Genomic DNA, 14,238 nt, shown 5'->3' on the forward strand with positions numbered 1-14,238 from the left:
AGGTCCACGCAGACGACCGCATTCGAAGGAGATCGATGGCCACCCGCAAGAAGACCGAGGCGCCGCCGGCGACGGAGAGCGCGCCGTTTGCCGAGCTGATGCAGCAGATGGCGCACCTGCCGCAGATCTCGCCCACGGCGCTGGCCGATCTGCAGTCCGACTACCTCAAGCAGGCCACGGCGCTGTGGAACTCGGCGCTGGGCCAGGGCGAGGCGCCGGCCGTCAGCGACCGGCGTTTCGCGGCGCCGGCCTGGCGGGCCAACCCGGCGGCCAGCTTCATGACGCAGCTCTACCTGCTCAATGGCCGCACGCTGCAGCAGATGGCGGCTGCCATCGAGGCCGACGACAAGACCAAGGCGCGCATCCGCTTCGCCGTGCAGCAGTTCGTGGACGCGGCCTCGCCGAGCAACTTCCTGGCGCTCAACCCCGAGGCCCAGCAGCTCGCGCTCGACAGCCACGGTGAAACGCTGGCGCGCGGCCTGCAGCTGTTGTGGGCCGACGTGCAGCGCGGCCATGTGTCGCAGACCGATGAGAGCGCGTTCGAGGTGGGCCGCAACGTCGCCACGACGGCCGGCAGCGTCGTGTTTGAGAACGAGCTGTTCCAGCTCATCGAGTACGCGCCGCTGACGCCGCAAGTGCATGCACGGCCCTTCCTGCTGGTGCCGCCCTGCATCAACAAGTTCTACATCCTCGACCTGCAGCCCGACAACTCGCTGATCCGCTACGCCGTGACGCAGGGGCACCGGGTGTTCGTCGTGTCCTGGCGCAACCCCGACGCGTCGGTGCGTCATCTCACTTGGGACGACTACGTCGAGAGCGGCGTGATCCAGGCCATCCGCGTCGCGCAGTCCATCTCGGGCGAGGACAGGATCAACACGCTGGGCTTCTGCGTCGGCGGCACGCTGCTCGCGTGCGCGCTGGCGGTGCTGGCCGCGCGTGGCGAGCAGGCGGCGGCCAGCCTCACGCTGCTGACCACGCTGCTGGACTTCGCCGACAACGGCGTGCTGGATCTCTTCGTCGACGAGGCCAGCGTGCGGCTGCGCGAGGCCACGCTGGGGCTGGACTCGCCCAAGGGGCCGCAACTGCTGCACGGGCAGGAACTGGCCACGACCTTCAGCTTCCTGCGCCCGAACGACCTGGTCTGGAACTATGTCGTCGGCAACTACCTGCGCGGCGAGGCGCCGCCGGCCTTCGACCTGCTGTACTGGAACGGCGACTCGACCAACCTGCCCGGGCCCATGTATTGCTGGTACCTGCGCCACACCTATTTGCAAAACGAGCTGAAGCTGCCGGGCCGGCTCACCGTCTGCGGCGAGAAGCTGGACCTGACCGCCATCGACGCACCGGTCTACGTCTACGGCTCGCGCGAGGACCACATCGTGCCCTGGCAGGCGGCCTACCGCAGCACGCAGCTCTTCGCGGGCCGCTCGCGCTTCGTCATGGGCGCCTCGGGCCATATCGCGGGCGTCATCAACCCGCCCGCCAAGGGCAAGCGCAGCCACTGGATTGCCAAGAGCCCGGCGCTGCCCGCCGAGCCCGAGGCCTGGCTGCGCGGTGCGACGGAATACCCGGGCAGCTGGTGGACGGACTGGTCCACCTGGCTGGCCGCGCACGCCGGGGCGCTGAAGCCGGCACCCAAGGCGCCCGGCAACCGCAAGTTCAAGGCGATCGAGCCCGCGCCCGGACGCTACGTCAAGGTGAAGGCATGACATGGACAGCCCCTCGCCCGGTCTTGCCCCGGCTGAACGCCGGCAAGCCCAGTCTGGGACCGCCTTGCGGCTCGCGCCGCAACGCTTCGGCAGGCACAGTCCGTCCACTGGACGGCCTGAGTCCGGCCTCAGCCCCCGAGGGGACGGCGATGCTTGCGGCATCGAGCCGCAAGCACATCGCCCGACGGGCCGGCTTGGGGCGGCCCGGCGCTCGGCCCGAGGAAATTCCCGCCTGATATTCAATCACTGAAGGAGACCCAAGCATGAGCCAGCAAGACATCGTCATCGTCGCCGCGGCGCGCACCGCCATCGGCAAGTTCGGCGGCACGCTCGCCAAGACGCCCGCCAGCGAGCTGGGCGCAGCCGTCATCCAGGACCTGCTGCGCCGCACCGGGCTGGTGGGTGACCAGGTCAGCGAAGTGATCCTGGGCCAGGTGCTGACGGCCGGCGTGGGGCAGAACCCGGCGCGCCAGGCGGTCATCAAGGCCGGCCTGCCGCAGGTGGTGCCGGCCATGACCATCAACAAGGTCTGCGGCTCGGGGCTGAAGGCGGTCATGCTGGCCGCGCAGGCCATCCGCGACGGTGACAGCGACATCGTCATCGCTGGCGGCCAGGAGAGCATGAGCCTGAGCCCCCACGTGCTGCCGAACTCGCGCGACGGCCAGCGCATGGGCGACTGGAAGATGATCGACTCGATGATCGTCGACGGCCTGTGGGATGTGTACAACCAGTACCACATGGGCATCACGGCCGAGAACGTCGCCAAGAAGTACGGCATCACGCGCGAGCAGCAGGACGCGCTGGCGCTGGGCAGCCAGCAAAAGGCCGCCGCCGCGCAGGACGCCGGCCGCTTCAAGGACGAGATCGTGCCGATCAGCCTGCCGCAGAAGAAGGGCGATCCCGTCGTGTTTGCCGCTGACGAGTTCATCAACCGCAAGTCCAACGCCGAGGCGCTGGCCGGGCTGCGGCCGGCCTTCGACAAGGCCGGCACCGTGACAGCGGGCAACGCCTCGGGCCTGAACGACGGCGCGGCGGGTGTGGTCGTCATGACGGCGGCGCGGGCGGCGGCGCTGGGCCTCACGCCGCTGGGCCGTATCGCGTCCTACGCCTCGGCGGGCCTGGATCCGGCGCTGATGGGCATGGGCCCCGTGCCGGCCGCGCAGAAGGCGTTGGCGCGCGCGGGCTGGAAGGCCGCCGACCTCGATCTGCTGGAAATCAACGAGGCCTTCGCGGCCCAGGCCTGTGCCGTGCACAACGAGATGGGCTGGGACACGAGCAAGGTCAACGTCAATGGCGGCGCCATCGCGCTGGGCCATCCCATCGGCGCCAGCGGCTGCCGCGTGCTCGTTACGCTGCTGCACGAGATGGCGCGGCGCGGCGCCAAGAAGGGCATCGCCTCGCTGTGCATCGGCGGCGGCATGGGCGTGGCCCTGACCATCGAGCGTTGAACCACATTCCCCAACCTGCAACCACGACAAGGAGACATCCATGAGCCAGAAGATTGCTTACGTCACGGGCGGCATGGGCGGCATCGGCACCGCCATCTGTCAGAAGCTCGCCAAGGCGGGTTTCAAGGTCATCGCGGGCTGCGGCCCGAGCCGCGACTACCAGAAGTGGCTGGACGAGCAGAAGGCGCTGGGCTTCACGTTCCACGCCTCGGTGGGCAACGTGGCGGACTGGGACTCCACGGTCGAGGCTTTCGCCAAGGCCATCCGCGAGCATGGCGACATCGACGTGCTGGTGAACAACGCCGGCATCACGCGCGACCGCATGTTCCTGAAGATGACGCCCGACGACTGGAAGGCCGTCATCGACACCAACCTGAACTCCATGTTCAACGTGACCAAGCAGGTCGTGCCGGGCATGGTGGAGAAGGGCTGGGGCCGCATCATCCAGATCTCGTCGGTCAACGGCGAGAAGGGCCAGGCCGGGCAGACCAACTATTCCGCCGCCAAGGCCGGCATGCACGGCTTCACGATGGCGCTGGCGCAGGAGCTCGCGAGCAAGGGCGTGACGGTCAACACCGTCAGCCCCGGCTACATCGGCACCGACATGGTCAAGGCCATCAAGCCCGAGATCCTGGAGAAGATCGTCGCGACCATCCCCGTGCGGCGCCTGGGCACGCCGGAGGAAATTGGCTCAGTGGTGACCTGGCTGGCCGGCGAGGACAGCGGCTTCACGACGGGCGCTGATTTCTCGTGCAACGGCGGCCTGCATATGGGCTGAGCGGCGGGTCAGCACCGACAGCTGGCGCGGCGTGGCCCGCAGGCCTTGCGGCGCCATGACGATGCGGGCCGAGGCGTGCGGGCGGCGCTGCCACTGGTCCAGCGCGTCCATCACGCGCTCCCAGGCGCGGTTGTCGTAGACCACGGCCGCGAACAGGTTGTCCCGGCGAGGTTGCTGCCGCGTCGCGGACTCCACCAGCTGCCGCATCGGCTCGGCCGCCAGCTTCAGGAAGCTGTTCAGGTCGCCGAAGGCAGCACCCACACGGTGGAAGAGCACGCCGTTTTGCAGCTCGGCCGCCTTGTGCGAGGGGGTCAAGACCAGACGCGTGAACACGCGCGCCTGCCCGGCCCCGAGGAGCTCGATGCAGAACTCGCGTCGCCAGCCGGTGAGGGCCTGGTCTTGCGTCAGGGCGGGCAGTTGGGAGTCGATCTGGAGGTCCATGGATGCAGTGTGGGTCGCCATCGCGGCGCGCGCTACTGCCATCTGTATCGTGATGCTTCAGCGCTGCCGTGGGCTGACGCATCACGAAACAAATGCCCGGGATTGCCGGCCCGTGCTGACGTCTTGCAACGGCTGGGCCGGCGTGTTCAGCCGGGCATCGGCTTGGCGACCATCAGGTAGAACACCAGCAGCATGGCGGCAAAGGCGGGGTAGCCCAGCGCCTCCCAGCCGCGCTGCCAGCGGCGGTAGCGCGGCGACAGCGGGCGGCCTTCGTGCAGCGCGGCTTCCAGCTCCCGTGCCATTCGTAACTGCAGCACCAGCACCGGCAGCCAGCAGGCGCCGGCCAGCAGGTACAGCGCCAGCGACGCGGCCAGCCACGGCGCGCTGAGTGGCCAGCCGGCCGTGTGGGCGAGCCAGGCGCCGCTGAGCGGCTGCACGATGACGGCCGGCGTCGTGAACCACCAGTCGGCCCGCACCACCAGGCGGGCAACGACGGCGCGGGCCTCCAGGCTGGCGCAGCGGTTGGCGAAGAACAGGTAGAAGGCCGACCCGAAGCCGGTGCCGACGAGCAGCACGCTGGAGACGACGTGCAGCCATTTGACGATCAGATAGGTTGTCATGGTTTCGCGTCCTTGTTCGCCAGCACGGCCAGCAGCGCCAGCACCGGCAGGTTTTTCAGCAGCGCGCCGAACGGGTCCAGCCACAGCGTCGGCACGAGCAGCGTGGCCAGCGCCGTCATGCCCAGCACGCCCACGGCGGCGAGCCGGTAGCTGGCGGCGCCGGGGCGCAGCAGGAGGAGCAGCCCGATGGCGGCATCCCAGGCGCAACCGAGCAGCACCAGGGCCAGGGCGGGGGCGGCGCCCATGCCGGTGGCGTCCTGCAGCAGCTTGACCCCGGTGGCGCCGCCGTCGTGCAGGCTGGCCGCGACCGTGCCCCACCACAGCAGCACCAGCGACGCCTGTGCGAAGCGGTGGGTGTTCATGCCCAGGCCCCGTCCAGCGCGCTGCGCAGCGGGCGGCCCAGCGGCGTGGCGGCGGGTGCCGCGAGGCTGTCGTGGGCCAGCAGTTCCAGCGCCGTGCTGCACCAGGGCCCCAGCGCCACCAGGTCGCCCAGGCGGGCCGAGGCGCGGGTCAGTGCGGCCGGCACCACGAGCTCGCGTGCGGGAGGCAGGCCGCGTGCGGCGCGGCGGCGGGCGATCCAGCCGGCTACCGGGGCCGCCTCCGGGCCCACGGCCGTCCATGACGCCGCCGCCTCCGGTGCCGCCAGCGCCGCGACGATGCCGTCGGCCAGGTCTTCGACGCGGATGGGCTGCACCTGGCAGCGCGCCACCTCGGCCGGCAGCGGCAGCCAGGGCAGGCGGGCGAGCTGGTCCAGCAGGCGGCTGCTGACGCCGCCCACCCCCACCACGAGGCTGGGCCGCACGATGCAGGCCCGCCCGGCCAGCGCCACCTCACCGGCGCGCTTGCTGCGGGCGTAGGCGCTGATGCCGCCACAAAGCGCCGACACATGCACGAGGCGCGGCACGCCTGCGGCGGCGCAGGCGTCGGCCAGTGCTGCAGGCGCGCGGTGATGCAACAGGTCCAGCAGGTCGCTCACGCCGCCCGCCTGGTCGCGCAGGCAGCCGGCCGCGTAGACGACGCCTTGCACGCCGGCCAGCAGCGGCTGCCAGGCGGCCGGCTGGTCCCAGGCCGTGACCGGGCGAAGGGCGGCGCGCACCGCCTCGTGCCCGTTGGCCGCCAGCGCCTGGCAGACCTGCCGCCCGATGAAGCCGCCGGCACCGATGACGAGGATCTTCATGACTCACACCCACCGGTCGTCAGCCGCGGTGGTGTTGGCCGGCGCGCGGTGCACCGCCACCCCGGGCTTGGCCAGCCGCGCCTGCACGGGCGCCCACACGCGGCGCGTGATGACGGCGATGCTGACGAAGCAGCCGGCCGCTGCCAGCCACAGCGCGCGGTGCACGGCGTCCAGCAGGCTGCCGTCGAAGTTGCCGAAGCTCAGCGCCAGCACCAGGGTGCCGGCGATGGCGAGGACGTAGGCGCTGCGCACCCAGAAGTGCGCGCCGACCTTGCCGGGCAGCGGCTCCACGCACAGCGAGTCCAGCACCACCAGCAGGATGGGGCGCAGGTAGCTGAGGGCGATGACGGGGCCGAGCACGGCGATGGCGAGGGTGATGACGAAGTTCAGTTCGGACATGGTGGCTCTCCTGGGGTTGAAGTCAGCGGCTGCGGCAGGCGCCGTCGGGTGCGCAGCTGCCGGTGTGCAGGTGTGCGGCCTTCAGCAGCCAGCGCGGCAGGCGGTAGCGGTGGTCGGCCAGCCAGTCGTAGGCCGGTCGCGCCAGCCGGGCGACGGTGGGGTGGGCCAGCAAGCGGGAGATGCGGTGGTGGCCCGTGGCGGCATAGGCCGCCTGCACGGCGGGCACGCCCACCAGCCAGCTGCCGTCTGGCTGCTGCACATGCAGCCGCGCCATCAGCGCGGCCTGGGTCACGCCCAGCGCAGCGGCATCGAAGCCGGGCTGGGCGATGTCCACGAAGCGCAGCCGGCCGGCCGTGTTGTGGCGCATCAGCAGGCCCATCTCGCTGCGGCACAGCGGGCAGGCGCCGTCGTAGTAGACCGTGAGGGTAGGGTTGTTTGCAGTCATTGCGGTTGTTTCAGTAAAAAGAGAAATTGCAAGGCAAAAAAAGGGGCGGCGTGGCGGCCCCGGGCAGATCAGCCCATCGGCGGCATGGGCGGCGTGACGGGAAAGACGCTGGCGGCGGCGGGCTCCGGCGCGTCTACAGGGCTGGCCGGCCGCACGAAGCGCTGCACTTGCGCGCCCAGCCGCAGGATCTTCTCCAGCGTGGCCGGCGTGAGCCGCAGCATCTCGTCGCTCCAGCTGCCCAGCGTCTGCATGAGTTCCAGCGTGCTGCGCAGGCGGTCCTGCATGGCGGGCGATTCCTTCTCCAGCGCCGGGTCGGCGGCGAGGTCTTTCAGCAGCGCCACGGTGGGGTCGAACTCACGCTCCTTGCGCTCGCGCACGATGATGCGGAACAGCTCCCACACATCGCCCGACGTCTCGTAGTAATCGCGCCGGTCGCCCAGCACGTGGGTCACGCGGATGAGCCGCCAGTTCAGCAGCTCCTTCAGGCTGTTGCTGACGTTGGAGCGCGCCAGCGCCAGCGTGTCGGCGATGTCCTCGGCGTGCAGTGGCTGGCCATGCACATAGAGCAGCGCATGGATCTGCGCCACGCTGCGGTTCACGCCCCAGTTGGTGCCCATCTCGCCCCAGTGGACGATGAAGCGGCGGCTGATGTCGGTGAGTTCCATGGCGTGTAGCTTACGGCGTCTGAAATTTCTGTCAACAGAGAAATTTTGGCGACTGCTCTGACTTGCTGAGCGTGCAGGTCGGGGCAGCCGGCGCGGCGCGGTGGTGTTGAGGGTGCCTGGATGGAAGGGCGGCAGTCGGCCAGGAGCGGCCGGTGACGACGGACTGCTCCATGGCGGCCCCGCGGCTTGCGGCTCGCGCACCAGCTATCGAGTTGGCGTCGCCACCGCCGAAGCCGACCTGATGCGACGACCTGGCACCAGGGTTCTCCGCGTGAGCGACGGGCTACTGGCAATGGCAACATCTTTGCGCCCGCAGGCCGGCGTCATCCCTCGACAGCTTTGTACCCAGCGCGGCATTTGGTCTGAAAAATAGCACCCGATTAGCAGCGCGGCGGAGCGGAGGAAATTCATATGCAACAAGCACTTGGCCCGGCCGCCGGGCGACCCGTTGCGGCGCGGGTTGGCGTGATAAACCGTGCCGTCCTGCGGTCTACAACACGTTAGGAATCTAATGTCGTCTTTCAATGCCCTCGAAGAATGGCTTGCAATTAACCTTCCCGAGGTACTCTCGGATCTGAATCCGGGCGCTACTGAGGATGAATTACGCACTTTCGCAGCTGCGTTAAATGTGACGTTGCCGGCTGGGTTCCTTGAGCTATATCGATGGCACAACGGTCAGAAAATGAAAATTCATACTGGTCCGTGGTATGGGCTGATATTCATGCCGTTAAGTCGGGTCCTATCGGAGTGGCTGTCTTGGGAGGATGTTATTCGCCAGTCAAGCCCAGAGTCACTCGCCTCCCTAAACAATAGTTCTACGTCCGTTCCACTGGGTTTTGTCCGCTGTTTATATGCTAACAATCGATGGATTCCTTTCGCACATGATGGGGCGGGCAATCACATAGGCCTGGATCTTGATCCAGATGAAAAAGGTACTTTCGGTCAAGTCATCAATTTCGGGCGCGACGAAGAAAGAAAGATTGCGATCGCACCAAGCGTTGGCGCATTTGTTGATTGGATGGTTGAGGAATTGAGAGCCGGCAACTTCAATATCAAGACCGAAAGTGATGGTGGTCGCAGTTTCAATACGCTGCGGCCAGAGAAATATCATTTCTTGGATTCGCTCGCGGTCATGTTTCGTGATTACTAACATGGCGCTCAACCTCGCTCCCTTTGGTCGCTGGACGCCTGTGCTCACTCGAAGCCCGAATGTATGGCAATCTTTTCCTCTCCGCCGCCACCGAAAGATCGCTTGGCAAACGGGGCGTCCATGTATGGGGTGAGTTATACGAACGCCAGCTTTTTCGCAAACAATCCATTGGGATGAGTGCGCGAATACCAGCGGCTGGGCTGACGAAATTTGTTGGGCTTCACTTCATTCAGCCCAACCTACCGAGCTGCATCGAGTTTGGAAAGGATATTGATCTATGGCACGCTTTGACTGCGCCAGATTGATTTCATCACCGCCGCTTAACATTTAATTTTGTCGACGCGTTGTGTTATGTCTTACGTGTGTGCCATACTTCGTGGAGTCACCTGTATATTGTTTCTTGGATGCTGCTTTTCGGCTCATTGTGCTGATCTGGATTCGTACATTCTCAAGCAGGGGCACATGTCATGTCCCGACGAAATGGATGTTGTAAACATCGCTTCAGCCAGGGGTGATGAGGAACTTCAGCCTCTGCTACTAAGGAAAATCTTGGTCGGCGCATGTACGGGCGCATCAATGCCAATGACAAAGATCGTATCGCTTGTGAAGAAAGAAACATCGAATGGTGGCGCATACTACTGTTTCAATACTGTTGATCTTGATGGTTTTGTGAATGACAAGACGCAATGTGCGCCTACCATATTTGTGACCACGATTAAGCAAGACCTTGCCCAGAGAAAGGGGGATTTCGAAATTCGGGGGGAAGGTCCATTTGCAGTCAGGGCAAGATGCTGGGAGGGCGGTGAAGTTCTCTTGCTAAAAAGAGATGGTGTTTGGTGGCGCACTGCGTCGATCATTCCGGATGAAGTTCCAGAGGTAAAATTCACTTGGTCCGGCATCGATCAAGCTGTCCGAGCTGGCTGCCGTGGGGATGATCTCCGCTGAGGTCGCTTGTGTGATTAGCATGCGGGTTGAGCTCGGCAGGCTGGGATGAGTTATGCGGCCGCTAGCGTTTTTGCAAAAAAACCATTGGGATGAGTGCGCGAATACCAGCAGCTGGGCTGACGAAATTTGTTGGGCTTCACTTCGTGCAGCCCAACCTACCGAGTTTGGCCGTTTTTTGAAGCGAACCACTGGGCACTGGTGATGTGCTTGTTGATCTCAAACGGCTTGTCTCGGGTTGAGCCTTTCTAAAATTCACCGTCTCCCCATGCCATTGCTTTTCCGTTCCAATGCGTCTCGATACGAAAAAATATACACGTCGACACTTGTTGGGTTGTGTGGCTTGGTTGTTTTTGGCACCTCAAACCACTTTGTTGCAGAGCCGGCGGTGGAGTCTGTGGCTGGATATTTGGCCATCCCTGTCGCCATCGCGTTGTTTATTCCATTTTTCAGGGATCGGCATCCGGCAAATAAGATCCCGTCCCTTGGCATCATTCGTCGCGCGCTCATGTATATCTTGATGTTTGGGATGATGTGCGGGTTTGTGTGGGTTGGTTTGACCCTCGGCGGGCCAGCCGCTTTTACTCAACTGTTTGGCCAAGAACGAGTTGAGGAATTGACTGTCGTCCGGAAGAGTGATGGTGGTTGGAGTGCGCGCCGCTGCAGCTATTCGGTGGAAGTCGAGGGGCGCGCCATTCCCTCGCCGCGAAGAATTTGCGTGGAAAAAGAAGTTTGGGAGCACATCGCTCGTGGCGATAAATTGATGGCTAGGCAGAAATATTCGTTGCTGGGTAGCATGACCTACGAGTTGTATCGTTAAGTGGAACGGATGGCACCGCATGGTGGCGAATGTTTGCAACTTCAGGCTGCGCAAATCGAGCCTCGGCTCTTTCGAGGTTGCGACATCAAAACAGCAGAAATGCTCTGAAAACGTGCTCGCGGCACGTGGTCGTTGCTGTGGCGGTGGACCAGGTGTGGCGCACAGTGTCTGTGCTCCGTCAGGTGAATATTTCCTTCCGCATGCGGTGTGATACTTCGCCCATCCCAGCGGGATGGCTGCTTTTCAGGCTGGATAAATAATCAATGCATCGGGAGGGTATTTAATGGGGCTGAATAAAATATTTTTCGCGCTGTTGATTGTTGGGAGTGTGTGGTTTGTTGGCGATCGATTAATGAATCGAGTGGCTCCTGTTCTGCAGGGGCATGAAGCTTATATAGGTAGGTGGGTGGCAAAGGGGGTTGAGTTGAAGGTCAATCCCCATGGGGTGATGTCTTTTTCTCGAGAGGCGACGCCCCAGCGTCTGGCTGAATGGTTTGTCAATGTGCCTATTTTGCGAATCAACGATCATGAGATTCAGGGGCGTGTGAACGATGTTCGCATTGAAGTGGTTGAGTCGCCGCACAAGGTGGGGGCTGAGTGGAGAATGAAATTAAATGATGTGGAATTGGTTAAAAATTGAATGACCTGAGGGCTTCTTGTTTTTCGAGGCTCGTCTTTGTGTGTTGCTCGATTGAACCAGTGGGTCTTGGCGGCCTTGTTGTTATTTGTTGATTTTGGTGGGGCGGTTCTTTGTGAGGGCTCAAGATTTGTGGGGTGGGATTAAATCTGCCGCCAACGATTGCATGGCCTGAATCGCAGCATTAGCTCGGCAGGCTAGGGGAATGCCAGCAGCTGGGCTGACGAAATTTGTTGGGCTTCACTTCGTTTGGCCCAACCTACCGAGCTGCGGCAGATAAACGCTGACTGTTAGGCGGCTTGAGAGCCATGTTTCCATTACCGCAACTGATTGAACCGCTTTTCGTGAATGCCGGCTGGAAGCCAGGGTCCGAGGAAGTCGACGAATCGAATTTGATGTCGGCTCAACGCATAGTGACGGAGATCCTCAAGCACTTCGGTGGGCTGCGGGTCGGGCAAAGTGGCGCGGGCACGGAGCAGGTGGCAAGCGATGTCAGCTTCTATTCGTCGCATCGACCGGAGGTCAGCGCGCTTGTTTTGCCCTGGAAGCCGCAAGTCGGTGAATGCGCAGCCTTTGGCACAGCACACAACGATCACATGATTCTGTTTGTCAATGACACGGGCACATACTTTGTCTTCACCGATCCCGACGAACGCCTGTACCAGTTGCATGGGTCGTTCGGCGAAGCCATGCAAACGCTGCTCTGGGGCTATAGCTATGGAGTTCCTCTTTCACGAGTCGCCTAACCGCTTCGTCAAGGGGGCCGGCCTGTGGCCAGCCCCTTACGTCAAACGTCAAACGTTGAGCGTCATGGAACCGCATGTGCTCTTAGGCTACGTCGCTATCTCTCTGCTCGCGCTGTTTTGGGTCGGGACATTCCTCAGTTGGTGCTTCGCCGCCTACTACATGATCAAGACCATTCGCCGCCTTCATCCCGAGCGCCGGTGGGGGCAGTACCTTCCTTTTTCCCTCTTCATGCCGTCATTCTTCACCAGTGAAGGCAACGTATATCGGGCCAAACTTCTTCGTGCGCTTGGTCTGTTTTGTTTCTTCGTTGGCGTCCAATGGGTCATTGTTCTTAGCGGACAGTTCGCTTCTCCATAGCAATGCACAGCTCAATCGCGCTCTCCAAGCGGGCAGTCAGGCACTTGACGCCCAGCCTTTCTCTGCTGCGGACGGCTTTCGTCGTCCGCTGAGCGTTCACGTTATGGATCAAGCTCGCAACGACATGAGGACTACTGAGGCCGCCGATATGCGGACTGGCGTCAAGCCCGTCGCAAGCAACGTGCTGCCTTGGTCGGCCGTCGCCGTGGTCTTGTTCGGCGCCATATGGTTTGGCTTGATGTCTTGCGGTGGCTATGCCTGGCACAAAACAATGTTTTATGGTGTCGCTTTTGCCGTAGTCGGGGCTGCGCTCTTGCTGCCAAGCAATTCGCTAAATTCACTCCGCCGCAAGGCTGTTTTCTTTTGCGCTTTAGTCTGCGGGTACTACGTCGTCGAGGCGGCGGCAGCTCCGTTTTATCTAAGCCTGCCTGGTTCGGCCACTGAATACTTCGGGCTGTTCCGTATTTCACTGGAGCGTGGACCGTGCGGTTGATCCATAACCCGTCATTGCAGCCGCCCCTGTCCAGCTGCGCTGGACGGTCGGCTGAATTCCAACGTTGAACGGCCGCTTCGGGGGGGAGGGGGGCGAGGTCGCCACAGGCGAAGACTGCCAAGGGTCGAATCAAGTCACTGCCCGCCACGCGTCGCAACGGTCAGGCCAACGGTCATCGGCTTGAGCTGAATGTCCTCGGGGCTGGCCGCCGGGTCTTCGACGGTCACGAGCCCCGGCCGCCCCCAATCCTCGCCCGTGCCGCCGCCGACTGCCCGGCCCGCTATCTTCTTTGCCTATCATGCGACCCGTTTTTTCAGCCTGGGAGCGCCACATGGCCATGGATGTTGTTGACTTCGAGATCAAGGGTGCCGAGATGCAGTTTGTCGAGATCGAGCTCGATCCCGGCGAGGCGGCCATCGGCGAGGCGGGGTCGATGTTCTTCATGGACTCGGCCATCGGGATGGATGCCGTGTTCGGCGACGGCTCGCAGAACCAGGGCGGCTTCTTCGGCAAGCTGCTGGGCGCGGGCAAGCGGCTGCTGACCGGCGAGTCGCTGTTCACCACCGTCTACACCAACCACGGCACGGGCAAGCAGCGCGTCGCGTTCGCCGCGCCTTACCCGGGCAAGATCATCCCGATGGACCTGCGCCAGCTCGGCGGCACGTTGATCTGCCAGAAGGACGCCTTCCTGTGCGCGGCGCGTGGCGTGTCGCTGGGCATCGCCTTCCAGCAGAAGCTGGGTGTCGGCTTCTTCGGTGGTGAGGGCTTCATCATGGAGAAGCTGGACGGCGACGGCATGGCCTTCGTGCATGCCGGCGGCACCATCGTGCGCCGCTCGCTGCAGCCCGGCCAGACGCTGATGGTGGACACCGGCTGCGTGGTGGCCTACACGCCCAACGTGAACTTCGAGATCCAGTACGTCGGCAAGATCAAGACGGCGCTGTTCGGCGGCGAGGGCCTGTTCCTGGCCAAGCTGACAGGCCCCGGCGAGGTGTGGCTGCAGAGCCTGCCGTTCTCGCGCCTGGCCTCGCGCATCTTCGCGGCGGCGCCGCAGACGGGCGGCCACAAGGAAGAGGGCTCGGTGCTGGGCGGCTTTGCGGCCGGCGGCCTGCTCGGCGGCCTCCTGGGCGGCGATGACGAGTGAGCACCGAGGCGAGCCCCTGCGGGCTCGACGACGGCTCACGAGTGGCCGGAGCTCTGCGACGGCGCGCCCTGCAAGGGGAGTGAGCACCGAGGCGAGCCCCTGCGGGCTCGGCGACGGCGCGGTCCGCAAGACGAGTGAGCCCGAGTTCGACACCAACCGCCGTAAGTGCCTGATCCGTATAGGCTGGCCCTTCGGAATTGCCACTACAGCAGGGTCAGTTGGGTGTCGATGGTCGGTTTCTTGATGCGAAGTGCGGCCAGGGCTTG

General features: G+C 63.9%; 18 protein-coding genes. 11 read left to right on the top strand and 7 right to left on the bottom strand.

Annotation, left to right across the window (positions count from 1 at the left end; genetic code table 11):
- The first annotated feature begins 35 nt into the window (after positions 1-35).
- The 3 genes from phaC to phbB all read left to right on the top strand — a co-directional run bounded on the left by phaC (position 36) and on the right by phbB (position 3,935).
- A complete protein-coding gene (phaC, locus tag ACG00X_RS20660) occupies positions 36-1,709 on the top strand; it encodes a class I poly(R)-hydroxyalkanoic acid synthase (protein ID WP_394491046.1) in 1,674 nt (557 codons plus the stop codon).
- A 263-nt stretch (positions 1,710-1,972) separates the two neighbouring features.
- A complete protein-coding gene (locus ACG00X_RS20665) occupies positions 1,973-3,157 on the top strand; it encodes an acetyl-CoA C-acetyltransferase (RefSeq protein WP_394491048.1) in 1,185 nt (394 codons plus the stop codon).
- A 40-nt stretch (positions 3,158-3,197) separates the two neighbouring features.
- Positions 3,198-3,935 (top strand): acetoacetyl-CoA reductase, encoded by a 738-nt coding sequence (gene phbB, locus ACG00X_RS20670; protein ID WP_394491050.1) that lies wholly within the window; start codon positions 3,198-3,200, stop codon positions 3,933-3,935.
- Here the strand turns inward: phbB and ACG00X_RS20675 are convergent.
- The 7 genes from ACG00X_RS20675 to ACG00X_RS20705 all read right to left on the bottom strand — a co-directional run bounded on the left by ACG00X_RS20675 (position 3,849) and on the right by ACG00X_RS20705 (position 7,682).
- On the bottom strand, positions 3,849-4,376 hold the full coding sequence (locus ACG00X_RS20675; RefSeq protein WP_394491052.1) for a hypothetical protein: 528 nt from the start codon (positions 4,374-4,376) through the stop codon (positions 3,849-3,851). The two genes, phbB and ACG00X_RS20675, sit on opposite strands and share 87 nt — an antisense overlap.
- Before the next feature lie 146 nt (positions 4,377-4,522).
- Positions 4,523-4,996, bottom strand: coding sequence for a DUF2269 family protein (locus ACG00X_RS20680; RefSeq protein WP_394491054.1), 474 nt, complete (start codon positions 4,994-4,996; stop codon positions 4,523-4,525).
- Positions 4,993-5,358, bottom strand: coding sequence for a DoxX-like family protein (locus ACG00X_RS20685; RefSeq protein WP_394491056.1), 366 nt, complete (start codon positions 5,356-5,358; stop codon positions 4,993-4,995). The genes ACG00X_RS20680 and ACG00X_RS20685 overlap by 4 nt, the downstream gene beginning before the upstream one ends.
- Positions 5,355-6,173 carry an NAD-dependent epimerase/dehydratase family protein gene (locus ACG00X_RS20690; protein WP_394491058.1) on the bottom strand — a complete coding sequence of 273 codons (819 nt, stop codon included), beginning with the start codon at positions 6,171-6,173 and terminating at the stop codon, positions 5,355-5,357. The genes ACG00X_RS20685 and ACG00X_RS20690 overlap by 4 nt, the downstream gene beginning before the upstream one ends.
- Positions 6,174-6,176: 3 nt before the next feature.
- A complete protein-coding gene (locus ACG00X_RS20695; RefSeq protein ID WP_394491060.1) occupies positions 6,177-6,572 on the bottom strand; it encodes a hypothetical protein in 396 nt (131 codons plus the stop codon).
- Positions 6,573-6,594: 22 nt separating this feature from the next.
- Positions 6,595-7,017: a thiol-disulfide oxidoreductase DCC family protein gene (locus ACG00X_RS20700; protein ID WP_394491062.1), complete on the bottom strand. Its 423-nt coding sequence runs from the start codon at positions 7,015-7,017 to the stop codon at positions 6,595-6,597.
- A 68-nt stretch (positions 7,018-7,085) separates the two neighbouring features.
- Entirely contained in the window at positions 7,086-7,682 is a 597-nt protein-coding gene (locus tag ACG00X_RS20705) for a GbsR/MarR family transcriptional regulator (protein WP_394491064.1), read from the bottom strand.
- Between the two features lie 511 nt (positions 7,683-8,193).
- On the opposite strand from ACG00X_RS20705, the gene ACG00X_RS20710 reads away from it, so the two are divergent.
- The 8 genes from ACG00X_RS20710 to ACG00X_RS20745 all read left to right on the top strand — a co-directional run bounded on the left by ACG00X_RS20710 (position 8,194) and on the right by ACG00X_RS20745 (position 13,972).
- Entirely contained in the window at positions 8,194-8,832 is a 639-nt protein-coding gene (locus ACG00X_RS20710) for an SMI1/KNR4 family protein (protein WP_394491066.1), read from the top strand.
- Positions 8,833-9,294: 462 nt separating this feature from the next.
- Positions 9,295-9,777: a hypothetical protein gene (locus ACG00X_RS20715; protein WP_394491068.1), complete on the top strand. Its 483-nt coding sequence runs from the start codon at positions 9,295-9,297 to the stop codon at positions 9,775-9,777.
- 265 nt (positions 9,778-10,042) lie between these two features.
- Positions 10,043-10,594: a hypothetical protein gene (locus ACG00X_RS20720; protein WP_394491070.1), complete on the top strand. Its 552-nt coding sequence runs from the start codon at positions 10,043-10,045 to the stop codon at positions 10,592-10,594.
- A gap of 283 nt (positions 10,595-10,877) precedes the next feature.
- Positions 10,878-11,234 carry a hypothetical protein gene (locus ACG00X_RS20725; protein ID WP_394491072.1) on the top strand — a complete coding sequence of 119 codons (357 nt, stop codon included), beginning with the start codon at positions 10,878-10,880 and terminating at the stop codon, positions 11,232-11,234.
- 305 nt (positions 11,235-11,539) lie between these two features.
- On the top strand, positions 11,540-11,977 hold the full coding sequence (locus ACG00X_RS20730; RefSeq protein WP_394491074.1) for an SUKH-3 domain-containing protein: 438 nt from the start codon (positions 11,540-11,542) through the stop codon (positions 11,975-11,977).
- On the top strand, positions 11,949-12,335 hold the full coding sequence (locus ACG00X_RS20735) for a hypothetical protein (RefSeq protein ID WP_394491076.1): 387 nt from the start codon (positions 11,949-11,951) through the stop codon (positions 12,333-12,335). Before ACG00X_RS20730 ends, ACG00X_RS20735 begins: the two co-directional genes overlap by 29 nt.
- 103 nt (positions 12,336-12,438) lie before the next feature.
- Positions 12,439-12,828, top strand: a complete 390-nt coding sequence (locus ACG00X_RS20740) for a hypothetical protein (RefSeq protein WP_394491078.1) — start codon at positions 12,439-12,441, stop codon at positions 12,826-12,828.
- A gap of 331 nt (positions 12,829-13,159) precedes the next feature.
- Positions 13,160-13,972 carry a TIGR00266 family protein gene (locus tag ACG00X_RS20745; protein WP_394491080.1) on the top strand — a complete coding sequence of 271 codons (813 nt, stop codon included), beginning with the start codon at positions 13,160-13,162 and terminating at the stop codon, positions 13,970-13,972.
- Positions 13,973-14,238 lie beyond the last annotated feature (266 nt).

This window comes from Pelomonas nitida, from assembly GCF_043555975.1.
Lineage (GTDB): Bacteria > Pseudomonadota > Gammaproteobacteria > Burkholderiales > Burkholderiaceae_C > Pelomonas > Pelomonas nitida.

Excerpts from the sequence above, each read along its gene's own strand:
- phaC (WP_394491046.1), top strand. The coding sequence starts at position 36 with ATGGCCACCCGCAAGAAGACCGAGGCGCCGCCGGCGACGGAGAGCGCG.
- ACG00X_RS20665 (WP_394491048.1), top strand. The coding sequence starts at position 1,973 with ATGAGCCAGCAAGACATCGTCATCGTCGCCGCGGCGCGCACCGCCATC.
- phbB (WP_394491050.1), top strand. The coding sequence starts at position 3,198 with ATGAGCCAGAAGATTGCTTACGTCACGGGCGGCATGGGCGGCATCGGC.
- ACG00X_RS20675 (WP_394491052.1), bottom strand. The coding sequence starts at position 4,376 with ATGGACCTCCAGATCGACTCCCAACTGCCCGCCCTGACGCAAGACCAG.
- ACG00X_RS20680 (WP_394491054.1), bottom strand. The coding sequence starts at position 4,996 with ATGACAACCTATCTGATCGTCAAATGGCTGCACGTCGTCTCCAGCGTG.
- ACG00X_RS20685 (WP_394491056.1), bottom strand. The coding sequence starts at position 5,358 with ATGAACACCCACCGCTTCGCACAGGCGTCGCTGGTGCTGCTGTGGTGG.
- ACG00X_RS20690 (WP_394491058.1), bottom strand. The coding sequence starts at position 6,173 with ATGAAGATCCTCGTCATCGGTGCCGGCGGCTTCATCGGGCGGCAGGTC.
- ACG00X_RS20695 (WP_394491060.1), bottom strand. The coding sequence starts at position 6,572 with ATGTCCGAACTGAACTTCGTCATCACCCTCGCCATCGCCGTGCTCGGC.
- ACG00X_RS20700 (WP_394491062.1), bottom strand. The coding sequence starts at position 7,017 with ATGACTGCAAACAACCCTACCCTCACGGTCTACTACGACGGCGCCTGC.
- ACG00X_RS20705 (WP_394491064.1), bottom strand. The coding sequence starts at position 7,682 with ATGGAACTCACCGACATCAGCCGCCGCTTCATCGTCCACTGGGGCGAG.
- ACG00X_RS20710 (WP_394491066.1), top strand. The coding sequence starts at position 8,194 with ATGTCGTCTTTCAATGCCCTCGAAGAATGGCTTGCAATTAACCTTCCC.
- ACG00X_RS20715 (WP_394491068.1), top strand. The coding sequence starts at position 9,295 with ATGTCATGTCCCGACGAAATGGATGTTGTAAACATCGCTTCAGCCAGG.
- ACG00X_RS20720 (WP_394491070.1), top strand. The coding sequence starts at position 10,043 with ATGCCATTGCTTTTCCGTTCCAATGCGTCTCGATACGAAAAAATATAC.
- ACG00X_RS20725 (WP_394491072.1), top strand. The coding sequence starts at position 10,878 with ATGGGGCTGAATAAAATATTTTTCGCGCTGTTGATTGTTGGGAGTGTG.
- ACG00X_RS20730 (WP_394491074.1), top strand. The coding sequence starts at position 11,540 with ATGTTTCCATTACCGCAACTGATTGAACCGCTTTTCGTGAATGCCGGC.
- ACG00X_RS20735 (WP_394491076.1), top strand. The coding sequence starts at position 11,949 with ATGGAGTTCCTCTTTCACGAGTCGCCTAACCGCTTCGTCAAGGGGGCC.
- ACG00X_RS20740 (WP_394491078.1), top strand. The coding sequence starts at position 12,439 with ATGGATCAAGCTCGCAACGACATGAGGACTACTGAGGCCGCCGATATG.
- ACG00X_RS20745 (WP_394491080.1), top strand. The coding sequence starts at position 13,160 with ATGGCCATGGATGTTGTTGACTTCGAGATCAAGGGTGCCGAGATGCAG.